The organism is Desulfovibrio sp. 86 (assembly GCF_902702915.1).
Taxonomy (GTDB): domain Bacteria; phylum Desulfobacterota; class Desulfovibrionia; order Desulfovibrionales; family Desulfovibrionaceae; genus Desulfovibrio.
Map to the genome: position 1 here is coordinate 1,596,786 of NZ_LR738849.1, position 24,150 is coordinate 1,620,935.

The 24,150-nt window shown below is 60.5% G+C and carries 21 protein-coding genes and 1 pseudogene; 19 read left to right on the forward strand and 3 right to left on the reverse strand.

The annotated features are described in order from the left end of the window. Window positions 1-28 precede the first annotated feature (28 nt). Window positions 29-934: a hypothetical protein gene (locus DESU86_RS06695; RefSeq protein ID WP_179980348.1), complete on the forward strand. Its 906-nt coding sequence runs from the start codon at window positions 29-31 to the stop codon at window positions 932-934. 689 nt (window positions 935-1,623) lie between these two features. Here the strand turns inward: DESU86_RS06695 and DESU86_RS06700 are convergent. After that, a complete protein-coding gene (locus DESU86_RS06700; protein ID WP_179980349.1) occupies window positions 1,624-2,001 on the reverse strand; it encodes a hypothetical protein in 378 nt (125 codons plus the stop codon). Window positions 2,002-2,588: 587 nt separating this feature from the next. After that, entirely contained in the window at window positions 2,589-3,119 is a 531-nt protein-coding gene (locus DESU86_RS06705) for a DUF721 domain-containing protein (RefSeq protein ID WP_179980350.1), read from the reverse strand. A gap of 137 nt (window positions 3,120-3,256) precedes the next feature. On the opposite strand from DESU86_RS06705, the gene DESU86_RS06710 reads away from it, so the two are divergent. The 13 genes from DESU86_RS06710 (at window position 3,257) to DESU86_RS06775 (ending at window position 15,158) form a co-directional block, all read left to right on the forward strand. Then, the gene (locus DESU86_RS06710) at window positions 3,257-4,195 is read left to right on the forward strand and encodes an ArsR/SmtB family transcription factor (protein ID WP_179980351.1); all 939 of its coding nucleotides are present in this window, start codon (window positions 3,257-3,259) and stop codon (window positions 4,193-4,195) included. A gap of 73 nt (window positions 4,196-4,268) precedes the next feature. Continuing rightward, window positions 4,269-5,690: an adenosylhomocysteinase gene (ahcY, locus tag DESU86_RS06715; RefSeq protein ID WP_179980352.1), complete on the forward strand. Its 1,422-nt coding sequence runs from the start codon at window positions 4,269-4,271 to the stop codon at window positions 5,688-5,690. 662 nt (window positions 5,691-6,352) lie between these two features. Beyond that, window positions 6,353-6,823 (forward strand): ribonuclease HI, encoded by a 471-nt coding sequence (gene rnhA, locus DESU86_RS06720; protein WP_179980353.1) that lies wholly within the window; start codon window positions 6,353-6,355, stop codon window positions 6,821-6,823. A gap of 33 nt (window positions 6,824-6,856) precedes the next feature. After that, the gene (locus tag DESU86_RS06725) at window positions 6,857-7,846 is read left to right on the forward strand and encodes a hypothetical protein (RefSeq protein WP_179980354.1); all 990 of its coding nucleotides are present in this window, start codon (window positions 6,857-6,859) and stop codon (window positions 7,844-7,846) included. Between the two features lie 185 nt (window positions 7,847-8,031). After that, entirely contained in the window at window positions 8,032-8,472 is a 441-nt protein-coding gene (locus DESU86_RS06730; protein ID WP_179980355.1) for a C-GCAxxG-C-C family protein, read from the forward strand. A 24-nt stretch (window positions 8,473-8,496) separates the two neighbouring features. Further along, window positions 8,497-8,802, forward strand: coding sequence for a hypothetical protein (locus DESU86_RS06735; protein WP_232088432.1), 306 nt, complete (start codon window positions 8,497-8,499; stop codon window positions 8,800-8,802). A gap of 120 nt (window positions 8,803-8,922) precedes the next feature. After that, window positions 8,923-9,597: a site-2 protease family protein gene (locus tag DESU86_RS06740; protein ID WP_179980356.1), complete on the forward strand. Its 675-nt coding sequence runs from the start codon at window positions 8,923-8,925 to the stop codon at window positions 9,595-9,597. A 20-nt stretch (window positions 9,598-9,617) separates the two neighbouring features. Beyond that, entirely contained in the window at window positions 9,618-10,604 is a 987-nt protein-coding gene (gene trpS / locus DESU86_RS06745) for a tryptophan--tRNA ligase (protein ID WP_179980357.1), read from the forward strand. Then, complete coding sequence (gene ruvX, locus DESU86_RS06750) at window positions 10,605-11,042, forward strand: Holliday junction resolvase RuvX (RefSeq protein WP_179980358.1); 438 nt, start codon at window positions 10,605-10,607, stop codon at window positions 11,040-11,042. Further along, window positions 11,039-12,085, forward strand: coding sequence for an endolytic transglycosylase MltG (mltG, locus tag DESU86_RS06755; protein ID WP_179980359.1), 1,047 nt, complete (start codon window positions 11,039-11,041; stop codon window positions 12,083-12,085). The genes ruvX and mltG overlap by 4 nt, the downstream gene beginning before the upstream one ends. 9 nt (window positions 12,086-12,094) lie before the next feature. After that, window positions 12,095-12,331, forward strand: coding sequence for a hypothetical protein (locus DESU86_RS06760; protein WP_179980360.1), 237 nt, complete (start codon window positions 12,095-12,097; stop codon window positions 12,329-12,331). 132 nt (window positions 12,332-12,463) lie between these two features. Further along, entirely contained in the window at window positions 12,464-14,437 is a 1,974-nt protein-coding gene (locus tag DESU86_RS14510; RefSeq protein ID WP_232088286.1) for a nucleotide-binding protein, read from the forward strand. A 40-nt stretch (window positions 14,438-14,477) separates the two neighbouring features. Next, the gene (locus tag DESU86_RS06775; RefSeq protein WP_179980362.1) at window positions 14,478-15,158 is read left to right on the forward strand and encodes a precorrin-8X methylmutase; all 681 of its coding nucleotides are present in this window, start codon (window positions 14,478-14,480) and stop codon (window positions 15,156-15,158) included. A 1,575-nt stretch (window positions 15,159-16,733) separates the two neighbouring features. Here the strand turns inward: DESU86_RS06775 and DESU86_RS06780 are convergent. Continuing rightward, window positions 16,734-17,753 (reverse strand): hypothetical protein, encoded by a 1,020-nt coding sequence (locus DESU86_RS06780; RefSeq protein WP_179980363.1) that lies wholly within the window; start codon window positions 17,751-17,753, stop codon window positions 16,734-16,736. A gap of 161 nt (window positions 17,754-17,914) precedes the next feature. On the opposite strand from DESU86_RS06780, the gene DESU86_RS06785 reads away from it, so the two are divergent. From DESU86_RS06785 to DESU86_RS06805, 5 genes and pseudogenes are all read left to right on the forward strand, one after another. Beyond that, entirely contained in the window at window positions 17,915-18,931 is a 1,017-nt protein-coding gene (locus DESU86_RS06785; RefSeq protein ID WP_179980364.1) for an NAD-dependent epimerase, read from the forward strand. Then, window positions 18,928-21,195, forward strand: a complete 2,268-nt coding sequence (locus DESU86_RS06790; protein ID WP_179980365.1) for a peptidase U32 family protein — start codon at window positions 18,928-18,930, stop codon at window positions 21,193-21,195. The genes DESU86_RS06785 and DESU86_RS06790 overlap by 4 nt, the downstream gene beginning before the upstream one ends. A 255-nt stretch (window positions 21,196-21,450) precedes the next feature. Then, complete coding sequence (locus DESU86_RS06795; RefSeq protein ID WP_179980366.1) at window positions 21,451-22,638, forward strand: hypothetical protein; 1,188 nt, start codon at window positions 21,451-21,453, stop codon at window positions 22,636-22,638. Continuing rightward, window positions 22,635-22,931: pseudogene (locus tag DESU86_RS06800) on the forward strand (hypothetical protein); the annotation flags it as partial. The gene DESU86_RS06795 and the pseudogene DESU86_RS06800, both read left to right, overlap by 4 nt. A gap of 113 nt (window positions 22,932-23,044) precedes the next feature. Continuing rightward, window positions 23,045-24,085 carry an IS481 family transposase gene (locus DESU86_RS06805; RefSeq protein ID WP_072312028.1) on the forward strand — a complete coding sequence of 347 codons (1,041 nt, stop codon included), beginning with the start codon at window positions 23,045-23,047 and terminating at the stop codon, window positions 24,083-24,085. Window positions 24,086-24,150 lie beyond the last annotated feature (65 nt).

The window sequence follows — 24,150 nt, forward strand, 5'->3', positions numbered from 1 at the left end:
GCACAGCCCAGCAGGAGTAGGACAAGACATGTTTATAGACAGATTGCAGCCCATTACTGATGCCTTTGATTGGTTGCAACATTTCTGGGAACGTGCCGCAACCCAGCGGCGTGTGGCTTTTTTTATCCTGTGGGTCTACCTTCTGGCCCTGCTGGGCGTTGAACTCAACCGCCACGGGCTCCTGCCCCCCTGGCTGGCATCCGTCACGCCCAAAAACCACTTTTACGCCATCCACCTGGCTTTTACGCTCATACTGGTGCTTGAGGTCATGAGCCTCATCCTTGTCATACCCAGTTCACTTTCACAGTCCATGGGCAAGCAGTTCGAAATCCTCACCCTCATTCTGCTGCGCAACGCCTTCAAGGAACTGGCCCACCTGCCAGAGCCCGTCAGCGTGGCCAACGACATGCTGCCCGTGCTCTACATTGCCATATCGGGCGCAGGCGCCCTGCTGGTATACCTTTGCCTTGGCCTGTACAAACGCATCGCCCGGCGGCAGATGCATTTCATTGCATCACCGAGCCTGCGCATGCGCTACGTCATGAGCAAAAAACTGCTGGCCCTGGTGCTCTTTATCATTTTTATGGGCGTGGCCGTGCGCGACGTCATCTTTTTTATCACCACGGGCAGCGACCAGAGCTTCTTTGAAACCCTGTACACCATCCTGATTTTTTCCGACATCACCATGGTGCTCATTGCACAGCGCTATATGCCCGCGTTTCACGCGGTCTTCCGCAATTCCGGCTTTGTCATCGGCACCCTGCTCATGCGGCTGGCGCTCTCCGCGTCGCCACTGTGGAGCCCGGTCATAGGTCTGTTCGCCGCCGTCTTTGTTCTGGCCCTCACCTGGGGCACCAACTATTTCACCCCCCTGCCCCGGACGGAAACCACGTCCAACCAAGGACAGAAAGCCCTGCCGGAAACAACGGACTAGAATTGGGGCGTTCGCCTTGAAAAACTTTGTGGGGGAGGGACCCTTTTGCAAAAGGGTCCCTCCCCCACGCCCCCTCCCCCTAAAACCTTTATCTTGGGGGGCAGTCAGCCTTTGAAAAAGATTAGCTGCTCTAAAGCCGTCCGAATATGCAATGTGCTGCAACGTGCTGCAGATTCTGTATAAAATCATAGCTGTCAAAAAGCGTAAGTGATCCTGCCTGCGTGAGCAGAGCTCGGTGGCGGCCAAAGAACCGAGGCACTCCACATGGCGAATCAGCAATGCCCCTACCGCGCGTCGGCAGCCGGAAAAGCCCCCAGATCGGGTATGCGGAACAGGCGAATACGCCTTGCCGTTACGCACGCCTTGCGCACTGAAAACACCCGGAAAGCGCGCACCCTCACGCCGCCGGAGCATTGCCGCCCTTTCTGCATAACGACGCTGCATAATACAGCAGCAGGCAAAAACGCCCCGTTTATTCCAGAAAGCGGCGCCTCTTGCCAAAACAGATGCGCGTTCACCTGGTTGGCGACAAGCGCAGGCGCGTTGCGCCAAAAGCCCTCCCCGCAGGTCGGCAATGCGGCTTACCCCGCGCGGTTTATTGAAAAACTCTAGAATAACAACACTGACAACAAAAACGCAAAAGGGCGACCCTTCAGGGCCGCCCTCAATACTTCAGAAAATGAAGAAAATCAGGCGTTAGCCGCCTTGAGCATTTCTTCCACCATAGAAAGCGTCGGCGTTGCGCCCGCTTCAAGCCCGCAAAGACCTCGCACGGCCAGCATAAGCATATCAAATTGCAAAGACATTTCGGACACGCCGTTATGGATAATGCAATTATCACCACGCACGGCAAGACGATATGCGCGGCGGCTACGCTCCTGCCCGGAGGAACGCACGATATAATATACCTGATCGTTGGTGTCGGTCACATAAAGCTTTTGACGGGTGAGCGTGCCAAGTGCTTCGTCATACCACGAGCACTCTGAAAAAAGTCGGCCACGAAAACTCAAGTCGCTGCCGTTGTCGTGCTTCAGACAAATGTCTTCCATTATTTTCTGCACGTTCATTCAATCCTCCGCGAGCTCTTGCTCGCCATTTGTGCGTAGGCGAGTAACGCTTTTTGGAAGCTAGCACTGCATGCAAACGGTTGTCAATAATAGCAGCAAACAAACAACAAAATCGCATGAAGAAAAAAATGGCGCATATTACATCGTATTAATATATATTGATTTTTTAACTAAACTTTCTTTAAACAATCTTGCGGTTCACACGATTTTTCATGAAACGCACACAAGGGACGGCAAGTTTACGCCAACCGAAAACAGAGCGTTTCACTGTGGATAAAACGGAGGGAAGGATGAGGCTGCCGAAGAGCCTTGGCATGCCAAGGCGCAAAGGCCGCACAGGAGCGGCGGCACATTTTGTCGCATTGCGGTTTTTTGTCTGTTGGGATCTTGTCAGTTCAGGTCTGGCCAGTTCAGGTCTGGCTCACTCAGAGTCCTGCCTGCCCGTGCGGATGCCCGCGCAGATGCTCGCGTGCCTGCCCGCGCAGATGCTCGCGTGCTTGCTTGCGCAGATGCTCGCGTGCTTGCTTGCGTGGTTGCTTGCGAGAAGGCTCGCGTGGTTGCCCGCGCGCCAGCCCGCGTGCCAGCCTTCAGCGCTTGCTGCGGGCCCGGCGTTCCGCAAAGCGGGAGTACGCCCGCGCCACGGGTGAATCCGGGGCCATTTCCGCCAGAAACACGCCGCTGGCCTGCACGGGATCAGGAATGACGGCCCTGGGAGCGCGCCAGCCCATATCTTCATCCGGCAGGGGGTTGCAGGCCGTCACGTCCAGCCCCGACTTGCCCATAAGCAGCGAAACCTTCACGCCGTTGAAAAAGGGGGTTTCCATAAAGGCATTGACCCGCTCCAGCAGTTCCCCGCTCATGAGGTGCAGTTCTTGCGCCAGCATGGCGTCTTCCGCGCCGATGAGCAGCATGTCGCGGTGATGGCCCAGGGGGCGCGCCAGGGGAGCCAGGTCTTCGCCCATGACCATGTTCCAGTTCTGCCACAAATGCCCGAGGCGGCTCCTGGCCTGCGCCTGCTCAGCGTCCACGCCGAGCCCGGCCATGACCGCGGCCATGACCTCACTTGCCGCCACTGGCTCGGCATATTTATTTTTTTTCCGAAACACTTTGGGAGTCATGACTTTTTCCGCCGTGCAGAGGCGCTGTATGGGGGGATGCCGGCCTGCGACCGCCTAGGCCCGGCCAGCCCTTGTTGACCATATACGGATATATTGATATTAGCATCAGCATAAGTTGATTTACTACGGGTACGCAAATGGCACTTCTGTATTTTAAAGCTCTTTCAGACGAAACACGGCTTCGCCTCGTTCACATTTTGCTGCATTACGAGTTGTCGGTCAACGAACTGGTGCGCATTCTGGACATGGGGCAGTCGCGGGTATCGCGGCATCTTAAAATCCTGACCGAAGCCGGCCTGCTCACTTCGCGGCGCGACGGACTGTGGGTGTTTTACGCAGCGCCCCGCAGCGGTGACGAGCGGGAGTTTCTGCGCGCCATCACCCCCTTTATCCATACGGACGCCGCCATGCGGGCAGACCTGAACATGGCCGCGCAAATGCTGGAAGAACGCGCCCTCAAGACCCGCCAGTTCTTCAATGCCATTGCGGAAGACTGGGACGAACTCAACCGCGAGGTTCTTGGAGCCTTTGACCTGCCCGCCGCCGTATGCGCCGCCGTGCCGGAAAACTGCGGCACAGCGGTGGATCTCGGCTGCGGCACAGGGGCTGTGCTGGCACGCATGCTGCCGCTGTCCCAGGGAGTCATTGGCGTGGACGGTTCCGCGCGCATGCTTGAAATCTGCCGCCGCCGTTTTACTCCCGAAGACCTTGCGGCCGACCGCGTTTCCCTGCGCATCGGCGAACTGAGCCATTTGCCCCTGCGCGATCAGGAGGCGGATTTCGCCTGCATCAACCTTGTGTTGCACCATCTTTCCGACCCCATACTCGGCCTGCGTGAGATACGCCGCATCATGGCGCCCGGCGGCCGTCTTTTTGTGGCGGACTTTCTGCGCCATACCGACGAAACCATGCGCAACCGCTATGGCGACCGCTGGCTTGGCTTTGACGAAGGCGGCCTCGCGGCCGACCTCAAGGCCGTCGGCTTCAGCACGCTGTCCTGTACACGGCAGCCAGTGGATCGCGGCCTGACCCTGCTGCTTCTCACAGCCGAGGCCAGCCACCCCCCGCGCACGTGAGGCGGACACGCAACGCCCCCTCCCCCGCACGATCATTAACGCACTCAAAATACTTCAAAGGATAGGAGATATCATGACCAAAGCTCTTGACCTGAGCCTGTCGCACAAGGTTGCCGACATGGCCCTGGCGGATTTCGGCAAAAAAGAAATGCAGCTTTCCGAGCGGGAAGTTCCCGGCCTTATGGAATGCATCAAAAAATACGGCCCCAGCAAGCCCCTCAAGGGCCTTAAGGTAACGGGCTCCCTGCACATGACCATACAGACGGCCATGCTTATCCAGACCCTGCATGCCCTGGGCGCGGACATTCGCTGGGCTTCCTGCAACATTTTCTCCACGCAGGATCACGCCGCCGCCGCCATTGCCGACCTGGGCATGGCCAAGGTCTTTGCCTGGAAGGGCGAAACCCTTGAGGACTACTGGTGGTGCACTGAAATGGCGCTGACCTGGCCCGACGGCAGCGGCCCCGATCTTATCGTGGACGACGGCGGCGACGCCACCCTGCTCGTGCACAAGGGCGTCGAGGCTGAAAACAACCCCGCCATCCTTGATGAAAAGACCGACAACAAGGAACTGCAGTGCATTATTGACCGCCTCAAACTGCGCCTCAAGGAAGATCCGCAGCACTGGCACAAGGTGGCTGCCAGGATCAAGGGCGTTTCGGAAGAAACCACCACCGGCGTACACCGCCTCTACCAGCTGGAAGCCGCAGGCAAGCTGCTGTTCCCGGCCATCAACGTCAACGACGCCGTGACCAAGTCCAAGTTCGACAACCTGTACGGCTGCCGCGAATCCCTGGCCGACGGCATCAAGCGCGCCACTGACGTCATGATCGCGGGCAAGGTGGTTGTGGTCATCGGCTACGGCGACGTGGGCAAGGGCTGCGCCCAGTCCATGCGCGGCTTTGGCGCGCGCGTGCTGGTGACGGAAATCGACCCCATCTGCGCCCTGCAGGCCGCCATGGAAGGGTTCGAAGTCACCACCATTGAAGACGCGCTGGCCCAGGGCGACATCTACGTCACCTGCACGGGCAACTACCACGTCATCACCGGCAAGCATATGGAAGGTATGAAGGACGAGGCCATCGTGTGCAATATCGGCCACTTCGATAATGAAATCGAAATGACCTACCTCGAAAACACGCCCGGCATCACCTGCCTGAACATCAAGCCGCAGGTGGACAAGTGGACCCTCAAGTCCGGCCGCAGCATCGTTGTGCTGGCTGAAGGCCGCCTGGTCAACCTGGGCTGCGCCACCGGCCACGCCAGCTTTGTCATGTCCAACAGCTTCACCAACCAGACCCTGGCCCAGATCAAACTGGCCACCGAAAAGCTGGAAAACAAGGTCTACACCCTGCCCAAGGAACTGGACGAAGAAGTGGCCCGCCTGCACCTCGGCCGCCTTGGCGTCAAGCTGACCAGACTCACCCAGGAACAGGCCGACTATATCAACGTCAATGTGGACGGTCCCTACAAGTCGGATCACTACCGCTATTAGGCTGTCTCTGGGTTTTTTCAGATAGAAATGCTCTGTGGGGGAGGAGACCCTTTTGCAAAAGGGTCTCCTCCCCCACACCCCCTCCCCCCAAAACTCTTACTGTATTTTGGTATGGCGCCATGAGTGCTTTGATCTGAAGGGGGCGGCTGTGTGAGCAGGCGACGCCGCGCAGCCTGGATTTTGCCAAAATCGCATTTTTCGGCACAATGGCAACATTGAAAGATGAAGCATTTCCGTGTTACCCTGATCGTGTCACGGGCAGGGCTTGGGCCCTTGTCTGCGGGTCAGCCGGAGCGCATGGCTCCACCAATATTTGCTGGCGAGCGTGGCTCACCAGCACACGCATGGGGCGGCTGCCCGCCGCGTCCCTGCGTCATGACCGAAGCTTTGCTTCGGTCATTTTATTTTTGCGCAAACGCGTTGCGCTGGTTCTGGCCTCCGCGTTGTAGGCCTCCACGTTGCAGGCCAGTTACGCCGAAAGGGCGGAAGGGCGATGCGTGTTCGCTGCTCACAGCCGCCATTGCCCACCATCCCCATGCCGTGTATGCTGCGCCCGTGTCGGCGCTGATCCGCAATACGGGGTTCTCTGACCACAAGAAGCCAACACTTCACGGACGTTACGGAAAACGTCAGAGCCGCTGCCAGACAAGCTAAGGAATACAATGCAAAAAGTGACCATCCATACCGACGGCTCCTGCCTCGGCAATCCTGGCCCCGGCGGCTGGGCGGCCATTCTCAAGCTGGACGATGAGGACTACCGCAAGGAATTTTCCGGCGGATATGCCCTCACCACCAACAACCGCATGGAAATGCTGGCCGTTATCGAGGCGCTGACCCTGCTCAAAAACCCCTGCCTTGTGGATCTGTACACGGATTCGCGCTATGTCTGCGACAGCGTGAGCAAGGGCTGGCTGTGGGGATGGGTGAAAAAAAACTGGATCAAGTCCGACAAAAAACCCGTGCTCAATGTGGATCTGTGGCAGCGCATGCTGCCGCTCTTGAAGCAGCACAAGGTGACCTTCCACTGGCTCAAGGGCCACGCCGGCCACCCCGAAAACGAGCGTTGCGACATTCTGGCCCGCGCCCAGGCCTGTCGGCGCGACCTGCCCCAGGATACCGGCTACAAACCCTAACCGCCGCAGCGTAAACCGCAATACCGCAAAGCCATGCCAGTCCAACCTTTTTCCGCAGAAACCGCGTTTTCTTTGCCCGCGCTCTGGCATGCCCTTGGCTGGCCGCTCTTGCGCCTGCTCATGGGCATGGCGGTTGGCCTGCTCATAGCAAATGTGCTTGAGGCCCTGCGCTGGACGCGCCACCTGGCCCGCCTGGCGGCCCCCCTGGCACGGCTGGCCCATCTGCGTGAAGTGGCCGGGGCCAGTTTTTCGCTGGCCTTTGTCTCCCCGGCGGCGGCCAACGGCCTTTTGTCAGACAGCCACAATATGGGCGAGCTTTCCGGCAAGGAACTCATGCTGGCGAACCTTTTCAACAGCCTGCCAGCCTACATGGTGCACACGCCCACCATCTTTCTGCTTACCTGGCCCGTGCTGGGCATGCCCGCCGTGATATACGTGGGGCTTACCCTGCTGGCCGCCGTGGGCCGCACCGCCTTTACCGTGGTGCTGGCGCGGCGCATTCTGCCGCCGCCGCCCCCGGGCTGTACAGCCTGCAAGCCTGACCGCAGCGAACGCACTGACTGGAACGCCGCGCTGCGCAAGGCCTGGAAGCGCTTTATGCGCCGCCTGCCCAAACTTGTGTACTTTACCGCGCCCATCTACGTGCTTATGTACCTCTTGCAGCAGTTCGGCTATTTCGCCGTGGCCGAACAATGGCTGTCGCAGCACATGTCCTGGCTTTCCTTTTTAAAACCGCAGGCCATGGGCATTATCGTGCTGCACCTCGCGGCGGAACTGGGCGCGGCCCTTGGCGCGGCGGGCAGCGTGCTGCAAACTGGCGGCCTTTCGCCACGCGACGTGGTGCTGGCCCTGATGGTGGGCAATATCCTGTCCACGCCCATGCGCGGCATACGGCATCAGTTGCCTTCGTATTCCGGCTTTTTTCGTCCTGCCCTGGCCCTGCGCCTCATTCTGGCAAATCAGGGGCTGCGTGCGGTCAGCATGACGATTGTGACCATCATTTATTACTACGCCAGCGCCTAAGTAAACGCTGATGTATTCCGTTTGGCGGCGTTGCTTCACTTTTTTGAAACGGTCGAGGACGGAAGAGTCCACTCCTGCTTCAAAAAAAGATCGCGCCTTGCCGAACGAAATAACTGCGCGTTTCCAGGAGGCTCGTTAATCAGAGCGTTGCCAAAAGCGCCAAAGACGCCGGGCAGGAATCGCCAATGCGCAAAAAAATGGATATTGATGCGGTTCGGGAAGATTTCAATATGGGCATCATTTGCGCCCAGCAGGTACTGAGCCATTTTTCGGAACGGTTCGGCGTGCCGGAAAAAGACGCCCTGCGCCTGGCATCCTGTTTTGGCTCCGGCATGGGGCAGGCAAGCACCTGCGGCTGCGTCACCGGGGCGCTCATGGTCATGGGCCTTGCGCACGGCGTCGCCGGGCCGCGCAGCCGCGAGCAAAAGCAGAACCTGTACGGCCGCCGCGACGCCTTCATGGCGGCTTTTGCCGCTGCCCACGGTAGCGTCGAGTGCAGGGGAGTTCTGGGGCATGACCTTACTGATCCGCAACAACTTGCCGTCATTAAGGAAAAAAAGCTGTTCACTACAGTGTGCGTTCCCCTGATATGCGAAACCTGCACACTGCTTGAAGAATATTTGTAGTCCACGAGCCGAGAAGGAGAACCCATGACGGAAATGCAAGCGACCCCACAAGACGACCAGCAGCGGCCCCTCCGCGCCCCTGTGGAAATTCCCGCCCACTGCAAGGTTATCAAGCCTGAACACACGGGGGCGCGCATCGTTGTATTGCTGCAACCTGAAGAAAAGTACCTCTCACTGCCCAGGCCCAAAACCTCGCGCCAGTTGCTTGCGGCTCTGGGCCTTGCGGAAGAAACGGCCCTCGTGGCCCGCAACGGCCAGCTGCTCACGCCTGACCGGCATATCTGGCCCGGCGACGAAGTGCTTGTCCGCAAGGTGGCTTCTTCGGGATAGCCCGTTCCTGCCGCGTCACACTGGAAACTTTGCCTGACGCAAGTTTCAGGGCAGGCCGCACACTTACCGGCGCAGGCAAAACCTGTTGCCCCGCCGCAGGGAAAATGGTACCCGCCAACAATGTTCAATCTTGATATATCCCAAGCCCTGAGCACGCTGTCCATCGCGGCGGTGCCCGCTCTTCTGGGCATTATTCTGCACGAAGTGGCTCACGGATGGGTGGCCTCGCGCTGTGGCGACCCTACGGCACGCATGATGGGTCGCCTGACCCTCAATCCCCTGCCGCACATCGACCCCATGGGACTGCTGGTCTTCGGCCTCACGAGCCTTTCCGGCTCCTTTGTTTTTGGCTGGGCCAAGCCCGTGCCCGTCAATCCGCGCTATTTTCGCAATCCCGCCAAGGACATGATGCTGGTAGCCCTGGCTGGCCCGCTGACCAACTTTATCCTGGCGGGCATATTCGGCGTTCTGCTATGGTTGACCCTGAACGTTTTTCCGCCTGTGGCGTGGCAGCACAGCAGCCTCTACATTTTCGCGCTCAAATCCATGCAGGCAGGGGTCATCATCAACTTCGGCCTGGGCTGGCTCAATCTGCTGCCCATTCCCCCGCTGGACGGCAGCAAGGTTGTGGCCTATTTTCTTCCCTTAAACGCGGCGCTGCGCTATCTGAGCATTGAGCGTTTCGGCTTTCTCATTCTTTTGGGCCTTCTGTTCACCGGTCTGCTGGGCATGGTGCTGGGGCCGCTGGTGGGTGGCAGCGCCCGTGGCCTGCTGACCCTGCTTGGCATTCTGTAATTTCATAAGGACTGTCTCACATGAGCAAAGAACTGCGCACTGTTTCCGGCATGCGGCCCACCGGCCCCCTGCACCTTGGTCACTACTTCGGCGTGTTGAAGAACTGGGTGGAGCTGCAATACACTGAAGAAGCCTACTTTTTTGTGGCTGACTGGCACGCCCTCACCAGCGATTACGCCGACCCGTCCAAGATCCGCACGAACATCCGCGAGATGGTCAAGGACTGGGTGGGCGCTGGCCTTGATCCCGAAAAATGCGTTATCTTCCGTCAGTCCGAAGTCAAGGAACATGCGGAGCTCTCCCTGTTGCTCTCTATGTTCACGCCGGTATCGTGGCTTGAGCGCAACCCCACCTACAAGGAACAGCAGCAGCAGATCAGCAACAAGGACCTCGGCAACGCGGGCTTTTTGTGCTATCCCGTGCTCATGGCGGCCGACATTCTCATGTACCGCCCCCACGGCGTGCCCGTGGGCGAAGACCAGTTGCCCCATATGGAGATGACGCGTGAGATCGCCCGCCGCTTCAACTATCTCTACGGCGAGCTCCTGCCCGAACCCAAGGCCATGCTGACCCCCGCCGCCAAGTGCCCCGGCCTTGACGGCCGCAAGATGTCCAAAAGCTACAACAATGGCATCTTCCTGTCCGACCGCATGGCAGACATTCAGGAAAAAGTGCGCGGCATGTTCACCGACCAAGCCCGCCTGCGCAAATCCGATCCGGGCAACCCCGACGTCTGTAACCTCTTCCCCTACCATGTGCTGCTGAGCAGCCCCGAGGAACAGGCCGAAATTCGCAAGGGCTGCACAGGGGCCACCCTGGGCTGTGTGGATTGCAAAAAGATTTTTCTCAAGAACCTTGAAACCTTCCTGACTCCCCTTCAGGAACGCCGCTCCGTTCTGGACGCCAATCCGGCGCGGGTGGACGAAATCCTCGCGCACGGCAATGAACGCGCCCGCGCCTTCGCAGGACAGACCATGGCCCTTGTGCGCGAGAAAATGGGGCTGTAATTGAAGTTTGTGAGTGTGGACTACGGCCTGGCCCGCACGGGCCTGGCCGTGTCAGACCCTGACGGGCGCATGGCTTTTCCCCTGGCAACCCTGCGCCTGCAAGACTATGCCGACCGCAAACTGTTTCTGGCCGCCCTGGCGGAAAAAATCCTTGAAACCGGGGCCGAAGGTGTGGTCATGGGGCTTCCCCTCACGCAGGACGGGGAAGAAAGCCTGATCACCCGGCAGGTACGCAACGTAACCCAACGCCTCAAGCGCCGCGTGCCCCTGCCTTTCTTCTATATGCTTGAGGAGTTGAGCTCGGAAGAAGCCTGGGCGGATCTGCGCGAGGCTGGCCTGAAAATGCGCAAGCGCAAGGCCGTGCTCGACCAGCAGGCCGCCGTGCGTATTCTCTCGTCCTTTCTTTCCCTTGCCCCGCAAGAGCGGAGTCCCGCATGAAAACATTTCTTCGCCTGCTTGGACTGCTGTTGCTGCTGGCCCTTGCCGGTGGCGGCTGGCTTGCCTACGAGGCCCATACCTTTCTGAACACCGCCCCCCAAAGCGACGGGCAGGAAGTGCTTTTTGACGTGACGCCCGGAGCGCATTTCGCCCAGGTGGCCACGGCCCTTGAACAAAAGGGCGTTATTACCGATGCCCGCAAGTTCCGCCTGCTGGCCCGCTACAAGGAATGGGACAGCCGCCTCCAGGCCGGTCGCTTTGCCCTCAATTCCGGCTGGACGCCAGAAAAAGTACTGGACATGCTGGTCAACGGACAGCCCGTGCTCTTTCGCATTACGGTACCCGAAGGCCTCACCTGGTGGCAGACGGGCAAACTGCTGGAAGAAGCGGGCCTCGTCCGTTTTGACGACTTTCGCAAGGTAATCATGGACCCGGACTTTCTGCGCCACTACGGCATCCCCTTCGCCACGGCCGAGGGCTTTCTTATGCCCGACACCTATCTGCTGAAAAAGGGGGATGAGCCGGATATGGCCCAGACCCGCAGCGTGGCCGGACGGATGGTGGACAACTTCTGGCGCAAGGCCGCTCCCGTATGGCCCGGAGACGCCAAGCCCCCCGTGGACCAGCTGAAAACCTGGATGATCCTCGCCTCCGTGGTTGAAAAAGAAACCGCCATTGAAGCCGAGCGCCCCCGCGTGGCTGGCGTGTACAAGAACCGCCTCGCCCGTGACATGATCCTTCAGGCAGACCCCACCGTCATCTACGGTCTTGGCCCCAATTTTGACGGCAACCTGCGCCGCGCCCAACTGGACGACCCCAACAACCTCTACAATACCTACCAACGGCCCGGCCTGCCGCCGGGGCCCATCTGCTCATTCGGCATGGCCGCCCTCAAGGCCGCCATCAAGCCGGAACAGCACGATTTTCTCTATTTTGTGGCTGTCACCGACGGCGGTGAACACGTTTTTTCCACCAACCTTGCGGACCACAACAAGGCCGTGCGCCAGTACCTGCAAAACCGGCGCAAAGGCCAGAACCGCTGAGGAGGCCTCGTGAAATACCTCATAGTTGAAGACTTTTCCGGTCAGGCCGTGCCCTTTATCTTTCCCCGGCGGGTGGACCACGTAGACATGCGCGAACAACTGCCCTACGGCCAGGTGCTCTCCGCCGGCTTTCTCGAACTGGGACCGCAAGGCTTCATATGCTCCGGCGGTCACGCCGAGCTTGGCCTCAAGGCCCGGCCCCAGGAAGACGCCGCCATCATAGCCGAAGCCCTGCGACAACGCTGAAAGCTGAACGTTGGAGTTGGAAGAGGAAGCGCTTTGTGGGGGGGGGACCCTTTTGTAAAAGGGTCTCCTCCCCCACGCCCCCTCCCCCTAAAACTTTTATTGCCGGAACAGATGGGTATGAGAGCTTCTGTCATGCACAACGCTCCACAGCGCATACCCGGCATCGTCATCGGCGGTACGGGCAGCAATACGGGCAAGACCACAGTCACTCTTGCCCTTCTGTGCGCCCTGGCCTCTCGCGGCCTCGCCGTACGCGCCGCCAAAACCGGCCCTGACTACATAGACGCCGCCTTTCACGCTGCCATAACAGGTCAACCCGCCGCCAATCTGGATGCCTGGATGTGTCGTCAGGCCCCCGCGACTCCCGACGAAAAGCCCTTCGCGGGCGGCAAAGGCCTGCCCAAGGGACTGCAAACCGTGTTCGAACGCATGGCGGCAAGCCCCTCCGGCACGGGCCGCGCCCCAGACCTGCTGCTGGTTGAAGGCGCCATGGGCCTGTACGACGGCGGGCACGCCGGGGCTGGCAGCACGGCCCATCTGGCGGCGCTGCTTGATCTGCCCATCCTTCTCGTATGCAGCGCTGCCGGGCTTGGACAGTCCATCGCCGCCCTGGTGGAAGGCTATCTGCGTCACAAGCCCCAATGGCTCAACGCCAAAAGCACGCCGCCGCGCTTTCTGGGCATTGTCTGCACCCATATCGGGAGCCAGCGCCATGCCGAAATCATTGCCGACGCCCTGAAACCGCTGGAAAAATCAGACAACGTCCCCCTGCTGGCCTTGCTGCCCCGCAAGGGCGCTCCAGAACTGCAATCGCGCCATCTTGGCCTTGTGGAAGTCCGCGAAGCCCTGCCCGCACTGGACAGGGACGCGCTGACCCACTGGCTTGAAGAGAATTGCCGCCTGGACGCCCTGCTCAAACTGGCCGGTGTTGTCAGCGTCCCATCCCGAGGGGCGGCAAGTGGCAGCCCGGAAAAAACAGATACAAACAACGCCTGCCAGCGCGGGGACACATGCGAGGGCAAGCGCGTGGGCAGGCGCGAGAACAAATGCGAGGACAAGAGCGGGGATGAGCCTGAGGGCATGTGCGGCGCAAGAACGGCAGGCATTGCAAAAAGGGGCCTGCGGCTGCGCGCTACCGGCGGCGTGGCGGCGCTCTCTAAAAATCTGGCAGACAGAGGCACCCCCGCCACAGTAAGTCGAACGATCTCAGCCCCCCCTGCGGCCATGCCAGAGTCCGCTCTGGCAACCCGGTTTTTTCCGCCGAGCCAGCCGGGCACAACGACTATCCGCAACTCCGCAATACAGGCAGACAATCAAGAACCTCAGCAGGATGCAGCAAACCTGTTCGCCCCCGGCCTTGCCACGGTTGCGTCCACAAAAGCGCGATCGACGCGGGGAGCGCCCCGCCCCCTCATTGGCATGGCCTGGGATGCTGCCTTCAGTTTCTGCTATGCCGACCTGCCCGCCCTGCTGACGGAACTCGGCGCGGACGTTGTGCCCTTTTCTCCCTTGCGCGACGCCGCGCCGCCGCAGGGCTGCACCGGACTCTATTTCCCCGGCGGCTATCCCGAACTGCACGCAGAAGAACTTGGGGCCAATCTCCCCATGCTGCGGCGCTTGCGGGCGCTGGCGCAACAAAACCTGCCCATCTACGGCGAATGCGGCGGCTATATCTATCTCATGCGCTCCCTGCGCATGGAGGACCAGCCAGAACTGCGGGAATACGCCATGGCCGGACTTTTGCCCCTGCGCTGCGTTCTTGGCAAAACCAGAGCGGCTCTGGGCTATCGTGCCGCCCTGGCCCTGCCCGGTTGGCCCGAACGCGCTGCCCGCCTGACAACAAGTTTCGCAGGTCAGCCGGACTCCAGACCCGGCTCCAACCCCCTTTGGGTGCGCGGGCACGAATTCCACTATGCCCGTGAGGATGACGGGCCGCTGCCCCCGCGCTGCGCCCCCCTCTGGCAACTGCACGACAGCAAGGGGGTTTTGTTGCGTCAGGAGGGCTGCCGCTGCGGCTCAGTTGCCGGAACCTGGCTGCATTGCTACCCTGAGGGCGCGCGCACCTTCTGGCGGGCCTGGCTCAAAACAGCCACGCCCCTGCCCTAACCACGCAGACGGGTTTGCTCCCGGCCTGCCGAGGCTCAACATGACGCACACGACTTCAGTGGAACTGGATTCCGCCTGCACGCCGCAGGATATAGAAAACCGTTCCTTTGCCATCATCGATCAGGAGCTGCCGCCGCCGCGCCCCTTTGAAGGCCCGCTCTGGCAGGTGGCCCGCCGTTGCATCCACACCCTTGGCGATACGGACATTCTGGGCGACCTCAGATTGAGCGCCAAAGGTCTTGAAGCTGGTGTGGCTGCCCTTATGCGTGGTTGCACGGTGTACACCGACACGCGCATGGCCGCCGCCGGGCTGCCCATGCGTCGTCTGACGCCTCTGGGCGTCACTGTCACGCCCATCATGGCCCTGCCGGGGCTGGACGAGCTTGCCCGAGCCAAAAAAACAACGCGTTCCCGCGCCGGGCTGGAATCTCTTGCCGGGCAGATGAGCGGGCATATCATGGTTATCGGCAACGCGCCCACGGCCCTGCTTGGCCTGCTGGACGTGCTGGATCAGGGCGCGCCGCCCCCGGCCCTCATCGTGGGCATGCCCGTGGGCTTTGTGAACGCGGCGCAATCCAAGGAACTGTTGCGCCGCAGCCCGTGGCCGCACTTTACCCTGCTGGGACGCAAGGGCGGCTCGGCCGTGGCGGCGGCCTGCGTCAACGCGTTGGCGGATCTGGCGCTGGAACAGCGCGGATTAGGAGACGTGGCGAAGCTGTAAACAATGCCGCAAAGGATGACATGACCTCAGGGGAGGGTTCTTCGTTTGGGCCGCCTGCGCGGCGGGCGCTCTAGAAGCATAAAAACCCGGCCTGTCCTTTGAGAGGCGGTTTGTGTGCCCTGCGGGCACGAAGGCTTTTCTTTAATTTAGCTTGGGCCGCCTGCGCGGCGGGCGGCAGATGGGGGCCTGTTAGGGGCTGCCGCCCCTCCGAGGCCCCCTCTGCACTCCCCCCGGACGACCCCGCTGAGCTTGTCGCATCTCTCCACTCCCACGGGTCAGCCTTCAAGGGCCTTCCATACCCCACCATTCTGCGAGGGCTGCGCGGCCTCCGCTCCGGGAGCTTCCTCGCTGCGCTCGGTGATCTCCCTGCGCGCCGCGCAATGCCAGCGTGCAGGTTCGCGTTGAATGAGAGGACATGAGACGTCTGGTTGGCTGAAGAAGTACCAAAAGATTCGGGCTTGGGCATGATCTTTTTCTTGCGTTAAAAAACAGCAGATTAAGCATGCCTCCCCAAAATTCTGCCTCGCAAACAAAGCACATAACCAGTGCTGTTTCTCAGGAGTGCTGTTTCTCAGGAGTGCTGTTTCTCAGGAGTGCTGTTTCTCAGGAGTGCTGTTTCTCAGGAGTGCTGTTTCTCAGGAGTGCTGTTTCTCAGGAGTGCTGTTTCTCAGGAGTGCTGTTTCTCAGGAGTGCTGTTTCTCAGGAGTGCTGTTTCTCAGGAGTGCTGTTTCTCAGGAGTGCTGTTTCTCAGGAGTGCTGTTTCTCAGGAGTGCTGTTTCTCAGGAGTGCTGTTTCTCAGGCAGGGAGCGTATTGCTGCCGGGGGCGGCGTCATAAAGAACCGAAGCCGACACGTCGGCGAGGTTCGTGCATAGCCGCCCCCGAAAAAAGCATTTGTTGGTCAGGGTAGAACAGGGGGGTGCTTCGGGGGGGATGCAAGGGGGGCCGAGAAGGGGGCGCAGCCCCATAACCGGCCCCGCCTTGCCCCCGCCGGAGGCGGCCCAAACAACAGAAAAAGATAAACCCCCGTGCCCGCAGGGCACACAAGCCGCCTCGCAAAGGACAAACTCGTTTTTGCTTTCTTTTAGAGCGCCAGATTGCAACCCCACACCAACAGAGCATAATCCACGTATTGAACGACCAGCCCCAAAATTCAAACCCTTCATCGCAACGTCCCTTTCCTCAATAACTAGCGCCATTTCTGAAACTTTTTACAGCACCCCGACGCCCCCAATCTCTCATTCAACGCGACGGCGCACGATGGCATTGCGCGGCGCGAAGGAAGCTCCCGAAGCGGCGGCCGCGCAGCCCTCGTGGGATAGCGGGATATGGAAGGCCCTTGAAGGCTGACCCGTGGGAGTGGAGACATACGACAAACCCAGCGGGGTCGTCCGGGGGGAGTGCAGAGGGGGCCTCGGAGGGGCGGCAGCCCCTAACAGGCCCCCTTCTGCCGCCCGCCGCGCAGCCCCCCCAAAGAAACAAACCTGGAATTGAAAATCAAAAAACCGGGTAAAGCGCATTTTCAAAAACATCGCTTTACCCGGTTTTTCGAGTTTATACTAAAATTTTTGCGCCAGTCAGTTCTTTTTTGCCGCCGCGCCGTCATCAGGCCTGCTTGCAGGCTTTTCAGGCGTAATGATTACAGCGTCTGTTATTTCTTCATCAGCAATGGTGCCGCCGGATGCGCCAGGTTCAGACACATTTGACCCGTTCGTGTTCCCCCCGTTCGCGCCTGTTCCCGATGCGTTCGGGCCTGACGGCGGCGCTGCCTGCGCATCCGCATCAAGCACAGGGGGCAGGGCCGCTTGCGCGTCCACCACGCGGGCCTCGCCCAGGGCAAGGCGCTGCTCCTCGCTTTGCGGCAGGGGGATGCAGTTCTTGTCCACCAGCACAATGCCCGTGCGCTCCAGCACCTCACGGCGGTAGGCGAACTCCTGCTGCATGCGGTGGTGGCGGTACACAAACAGGCGATGCACGAGGTAGCACACGGCGATCATAGCCGCCAGGCTGCCCGCTATCCAGGGGATATAGGGCGTAAGCAGCTGGCCCAGCCCCACAAGCGCCGTAAACGCGCCGTCCACAAAAAAGAGCGCCGCGCCGAGCAGCAGAATGCCCAACAGCACGACCACTGTGGGGGCGTTGCGGATAATGGCGTAAAAGCGTTGCAGGCGTTCGGGCACCTGATCCGCGTCGCTGGAAGCGCCTGCGGGACCTCCGCCATCCGCGCCGCCCAGATCGCGGGCCTCACGCCCAAGAAAACGCGAAACCCAGGTTCCGGCAAGATGCACTATCAGTATGAGCCCCACAGGAGCGAGAACGGCGGCCAGAGCCCAGACAAGCCAGGGAAAGCGCGCCAGCGGCGGGCCGCCCGGCACTTCGGGGGCGGCATGCATGACGCCATAAAAAAAGGCTACCCCGCCGACCACCAGCTCCACAAAGAAAATGGCGATCATAAGGTATAAAAGGGCGTCTTTGTACTGCCCCGCGTACCAGGGTTGTCCGGACACGGGACGCTTCCTGGCGGAACCGCTTTCCGCCTTGCCGCCCGATCCGCTGAAAACTGTTGACTGGCGCTCTTTTTTTTCGTCTGTCTGCATGCTTACCTCTGGTTGCGCAGCATACTTTGCCGCAGCCCATCCCGCAAGTCCCATACCAGGCCCGTCATGAGCGCGCCTAAAAGCGCCTGTCCGCGCGTCCCCTGCTTGCCCACAGGCGGCATCTGTCTTACTTTGTCCGCAGACAACTTCAGGAGTGGTGTATGCACGTTCTGGTTACTGGCGCGGCAGGATTCATAGGATATCATCTGACCGCGCGCCTGCTGGCCCAGGGGCACAGCGTTGTGGGCATTGACAACTGCAATGATTATTATGACGTGCAGCTGAAAAAAGATCGTCTGACCCAACTGGCCGCCTTGCCGCAGGCCGGGAACTTTCGTTTTGAACTTCTCGATATAGCTGACGGGCCCAAAATGGCCGCGCTGTTTGCCCGCGAGGGCTTCAGCCATGTGGTAAATTTGGCCGGCCAGGCGGGCGTGCGCTACAGCCTGATCAATCCCGAATCCTACCTGAGCGCCAACCTTGTGGGCTTTGGGCACATTCTTGAAGGTTGCCGTCAGAACAAGGTCGGGCACCTGCTCTTTGCCTCGTCATCCTCGGTCTACGGCCTCAACACTGCCCAGCCCTATTCCGTGCGGCACAATGTGGACCACCCCGTCAGCCTCTACGCCGCCACCAAGAAAAGCAACGAGCTCATGGCGCACGCCTACAGCCATTTATACGGCATCCCCTGTACCGGCCTGCGGTTTTTCACCGTCTACGGCCCGTGGGGGCGGCCCGACATGGCCCTGCACCTTTTTACCACAGCCATTGTGCGCGGTGAACCCATCAAGGTTTTCAACCAGGGGCATATGCGGCGCGACTTCACCTATATTGACGACATAGTGGAAGGCGTTGTACGCCTGCTGCCCCTGGCCCCCGGCCCGGACCCGTCCTTTGACCCCGCCGCCCCCGATGCGGCGACCAGTTCCGCGCCCTGGCGCATATACAACATCGGCAACAATCACACTGTGGAACTCAATGATTTCATCGCCACCCTTGAAGACGCCCTGGGCATGAAGGCGCGCAAGGAGATGCTGCCCATGCAGCCCGGCGACGTACAGGCCACCTGGGCCGACATAAACGACCTCTCCGCCCTGACCGGTTTTTCGCCCGCGACGCCCCTGCGTGAAGGCATAACCCGTTTTGTGGAATGGTATAAAGAGTATTACAACGTATGAACGACACTCCCATCATGACTGACGCCCCCACTCCGGCCCGGCCCGAAATTCTCGCGCCCGCAGGCGACACTCCCTCCTTTCTGGCGGCCCTTGCCGCAGGGGCGGACGCCATCTATCTGGGCCTCAAGCATTTTTCGGCCAGAATGCAGGCGGAAAACTTCGGGCTGACCGAACTTTCGCGCCTCACTGACCTGGCCCATGCGGAAAGCGCCCGCGTGTATGTGGCCATGAACACCCTCATCAAGCCCGACGAGCCCGCCGCCGCCTACCGCCTGATCTCGCGCCTGACCACCCAGGCCCGCGTGGACGGAATCATCGTGCAGGATCTCGCCATGCTTGATCTGGCGCGTCAGGCCGGGTTTGCGGGCGAGCTGTCCCTTTCCACCCTGGCCAACGTCACGCACCCCGGCGCTCTTGTGGAAGCGAAAAAACTCGGGGCCAACCGCGTGATTCTGCCGCGCGAACTTTCCATTGATGAAATCCGCCTCATGGGCGAGGCCTGCCCCGAGGGGCTTGACCTTGAACTCTTCATCCACGGCGCGCTGTGCTACTGCGTTTCAGGGCGCTGCTACTGGTCCAGCTATATGGGCGGCAAAAGCGGCCTGCGCGGCCGCTGCGTGCAGCCCTGCCGCAGGGTGTACCGTCAGGGCGGCCCGGCTGCCCAGGCTCTTGTCCGCAATGCGGAACGTGAAGAGATGGACCGCGCGCGTCAGGAACAGTCGCGCATGGATATTGCCCGCAAAGACCGCAGGGGCGGCTCCGGCCGCGACAGTCGCGATGGCCGTGACGGGCGTGACGGACGTGACGGGCGCGACAGCCAGTTCCGCAGCCGCAACGAGGCAACAGCCTTTGCCCAGGGCCGCCGTTCCAGCAGGCAGGGGGCGTTGCGCTCGCCGGGCCGCAAGGAACACAGCGGCCGCTGGTTCTCCTGTCTCGACCTTTCGCTGGACGTGCTGGCCAAAACCCTGCTGGACATCCCCCACCTTGTCTCGTGGAAAATCGAGGGCCGCAAAAAAGGGCCGCACTACGTCTATCATGTGGTGACGGCCTACCGCATGCTGCGTGACAATCCCGGGGACCCCAAGGCGCGCAAGACCGCCGAGGAAATTTTGCAGATGGCGCTGGGCCGCCCCGCCACGCGCGCGCGGTTTTTGCCGCAGAAGGACAATATCCCCACCTCCCCCGAGGGCCAGACCAGTTCCGGCCTTATGGCGGGCAAGATCCGCATTGAGCAGGACGGCAGCGTGGTGCTGAAACCGCATCTTGAGCTGCTGCCGCAGGACTATTTGCGCGTCGGGATCGAAGACGAACGCTGGCACGCCACCCTGCCCGTAACGCGGCGCATTCCCAAGGGCGGCAGCCTCATTATCCGTCTGCCCAAGCACAAGACGCCCAAGGCGGGCACGTCGGTATTTCTTATCGACAGGCGCGAACCGGAACTGATGCGCATTCTCAAAGGCTGGCAGGCGCGTCTTGACCAGCTTCCGGGCCGCCAGAGCAAGGCTGTGGAGTCCAGCCCGCGCATGCCAGCGCCTGTGAAGGCCCGGCCCCGGCCAGACATGTTCGTTCGCTCCACCATCCCGCAGGGCAAGGAAATGCGCGGCGGCAAAAACCAGTTGCAGGCGCTCTGGTTGTCGCCCCGCAGCGCAGACATCTCGCGCACAATGGTTTCGCGCATCTGCTGGTGGCTTCCGCCCGTGGTGTGGCCCGGCGATGAGGAAGCCTTGAGCCGCAGCATCAGCCGCCTCTGGCGTGACGGCGCACGACACTTTGTCTGCAATGAACCATGGCAGCGCGGCATGTTCCCCGACGCTCTGGACGAGGACGCCGACCTGCTTGTGGGCCCCTTCTGCAATGCGGCCAATGCTTCGGCGCTGGGCGTATTGGCGCGCATGGGCTTTACCGGGGCCTTTGTCAGCCCTGAACTGCCCCGTGAGGAGATGCTCGCCCTGCCCAAGCAGAGTCCCCTGCCCCTCGGAGCGGTGATTTCCGGTTTCTGGCCCGTGGGCATCAGCCGCTTCGGCCTTTTGGGCGTCAAACCCAATGAACCCTTTTTGAGCCCCATGGGCGAGCCTTTCTGGGCGCGGCAGTATGGCGGCAATATCTGGATATATCCTGGCTGGCCTATGGATCTTACCGCCAAGCGGCAGGAAATGGCTGCGGCCGGATACGGCTTCTTTGCCCATCTGTTGGAGAATCCGCCTGCCAGTCTGCCCGAAATGAAGCGCGAGAGTCTCTTTAACTGGGACGGCGCACTGCTGTAGCGGCGTGGCGCATTCCGCGCTGCCGTCCCGTCAGGGCGTAGTGCGGTCAAGTGATATTGCGGGGCATGGCGTGCAGACGGTCTGTACGCCATGCCTTTGCGCTCTTATTTCAGGCGCGGTACAGTATGCGTACCGATCGGCTTTATTTTTGTCCTGAACAGAACTACGGCAGAGAGCAAAGATTCCCGCAACCCATAAGTATTTTCGCGCCATGAGCATGCGCGGGGGACCGGGCTTGCGGATGTGTGATTGGCCATGCAGGAACCCCTGTCTCAGCATATCATCGAAGCGCGGCAGCGCTTTCCGCGCGGGCTGGAGCAGCCCGAGGGCAGCCTGCGCTTTGGCGCGGACGCCCTTTTGCTGGCCGCTTTTGCCGCGCGTCACCTGCCGCCGGAAAAGCCTGGGCCGGATAAGCGCGAGCCGGACAAGCGCGAGCCGGACAAACACCCGGAAAAGCCCAGGCCTGACGCGGCAAACCCTGGCCCCACCCTTGTGGCCGAACTGGGCTGCGGCTGCGGGGCCGCCCTGCTGGGCCTTGCCATGATGCGCCCGCACGTATGCGGCCTGGGGCTTGAGCGTGAACAACCGCTGGTCAAGGCTGCAGAGGGTAATGCCGCACGGCTCGGCTTGTCGAACCATCTGCATTTTGTCGAGCTTGATCTTGCGGATGGAGCAGCACTGTCAGCCTTGTGTGTTCCTGCTCAACTGTCAGACACAATGGAGCCAAGGGCAGCCAGTCCGTCCCGCCATAAGGCGGGCATGGAGCAACACCGGGGTGTAATTCAGCCTGCCAGCAACAAGCTGGACGCGGTTCTGGCCAATCCCCCCTACGACAGGGGTGGCCGCTCCTCCCCAAGGCATATGCGAGAACGCGCCCTGCGCACGTCTACAGACGCTGACAGCCGCACTTCGGCCCTCGATACCTTTTGCAGGGCTGCGGCCACGCTCCTGCGCCATCAGGGCCGTTTTTTCTGCATCTACGACGCCCAGGCACTGCCACGTCTGTGTGTGGCCCTGAATGCCGTCAGGCTCGGCGTCAGGCGCATCCTGCCTGTGCAGAGCCACAGGGGTGGACCAGCCCTGCGCGTACTTGTGGAGGCCCGAAAAAACGCCGCCCACGACACTGTGCTGGAAACGCCGCTGATTTTGCACGATGCGCCCGAAACCAACGCGCCCAAAACCAGCGCGCCCGGAACCAATGTGGCCGAAATCAATGTATTAGGCGACAACGCGCCATGCAGCTTTGAGCCACGCAGCAACGCACTTTGCGACAGTAAGCCCTGTGGCAGCAGGCCGTGCGCCGGAGGGCCTCTCTGGTCTGCTGCGGCCCTGACCTTCTGCCCCTGGCTTGGCGTCGCAGACGCTGACCACACTGCCGCCGCAGTTTCCCCCTCCACTGCCGACAACGCTTTTCACCGCACCAAGACAAAGAGCCGCGTATGAACTTCATAGCCGACCTGCATATCCATTCCCGTTTTTCCCGCGCCACCAGCAAGGCGCTCAACGCCCGTCATCTGGCCGCATGGGCGCGCTGCAAGGGCATAAGCGTCCTGGGCACGGGCGACTTTACGCATCCGCAATGGCGCGCCGAGCTTGGCGAGCAGCTTGCGCTTGACGAAGCCAGCGGCCTCTACCGCCTCAAGGGCGAACCGGAGCAGCTTGATGTCATGGCCGGGGGCGCCATGCGGGACGGCGACGCGCAAGGCCCGCTCTTTATGCTGCAGACAGAGATAAGCTGAAGTAGTCGCGATTTGATCTGACAGTTGTCCCTTGAAAAGCGAGGGGAACTCCGTTTTGATGGAAGTGTAAACGTACCATCAACCGGGCACAGCGCCCACGGAGTTTCCCCATGGAAAGTTTCAATCAAAACGTCATCAAACACAAGACCGGACTTCTCAACCTTGCTGCCGAACTCGGCAATGTCTCCAGAGCCTGCCGCATCATGGGCTTTTCCAGAGATACCTTCTACCGGTATCAAACAGCACGAGACGCCGGAGGCGTTGAAGCGCTGTTTGAGGTCAGCCGCAAAAAGCCCAACCTGAAAAATCGCGTGGAAGAGGCCACGGAACTGGCGGTGTTGGATTTTGCGATAGCCTTCCCTGCTCATGGGCAAGTGCGGGCCAGCAACGAACTGCGCAAAACCGGCGTATTTGTGTCGCCGTCAGGGGTGCGTTCCATCTGGTTGCGCCATGACCTGGCCTCAATGAAGCAGCGCCTGAACGCCCTGGAGAAGAAGTCCGCTGAAGAGGGCATTGTGCTCACCGAAGCCCAGGTACAAGCTCTGGAGCGTAAAAAACACGACGATGAGGCTTGCGGCGAAATAGAAAGCCATCATCCCGGATATCTCGGCAGTCAGGACACATTTTACGTCGGCACCATCAAGGGCGTCGGCCGTATTTATCAGCAAACCTTTGTGGATACCTACTCTAAGTGGGCGGCTGCCAAGCTCTACACTACCAAAACACCCATCACCGGAGCCGACCTGCTCAATGACCGGGTTTTGCCATTCTTCACTTCAATGGAAATGGGCATTATCCGCATGCTGACGGACAGGGGCACAGAGTACTGCGGCAGACTGGAAACGCATGACTACCAGCTTTATCTGGGCATAAACAACATAGAACACACCAAGGCCAAGGCGCGGCATCCGCAGACAAACGGCATCTGCGAACGTTTCCACAAGACCATCCTGCACGAGTTTTACCAGGTTGCCTTCCGGCGGAAACTGTATAACTCTCTGGAGGAACTGCAGGCCGATCTGGATGTCTGGATGGAACATTACAACATCGAAAGGACACATCAAGGGAAAAAGTGTTGCGGCAGAACGCCATTGCAAACACTCCTTGACGGAAAACAGATCTGGAAGGAAAAGGTCGGACAACTCAACTAACCTGACAATCGGAACCATCAAAACGGAACCGACTGTCAGATCAAGTCTGAACTACTACAGATAAG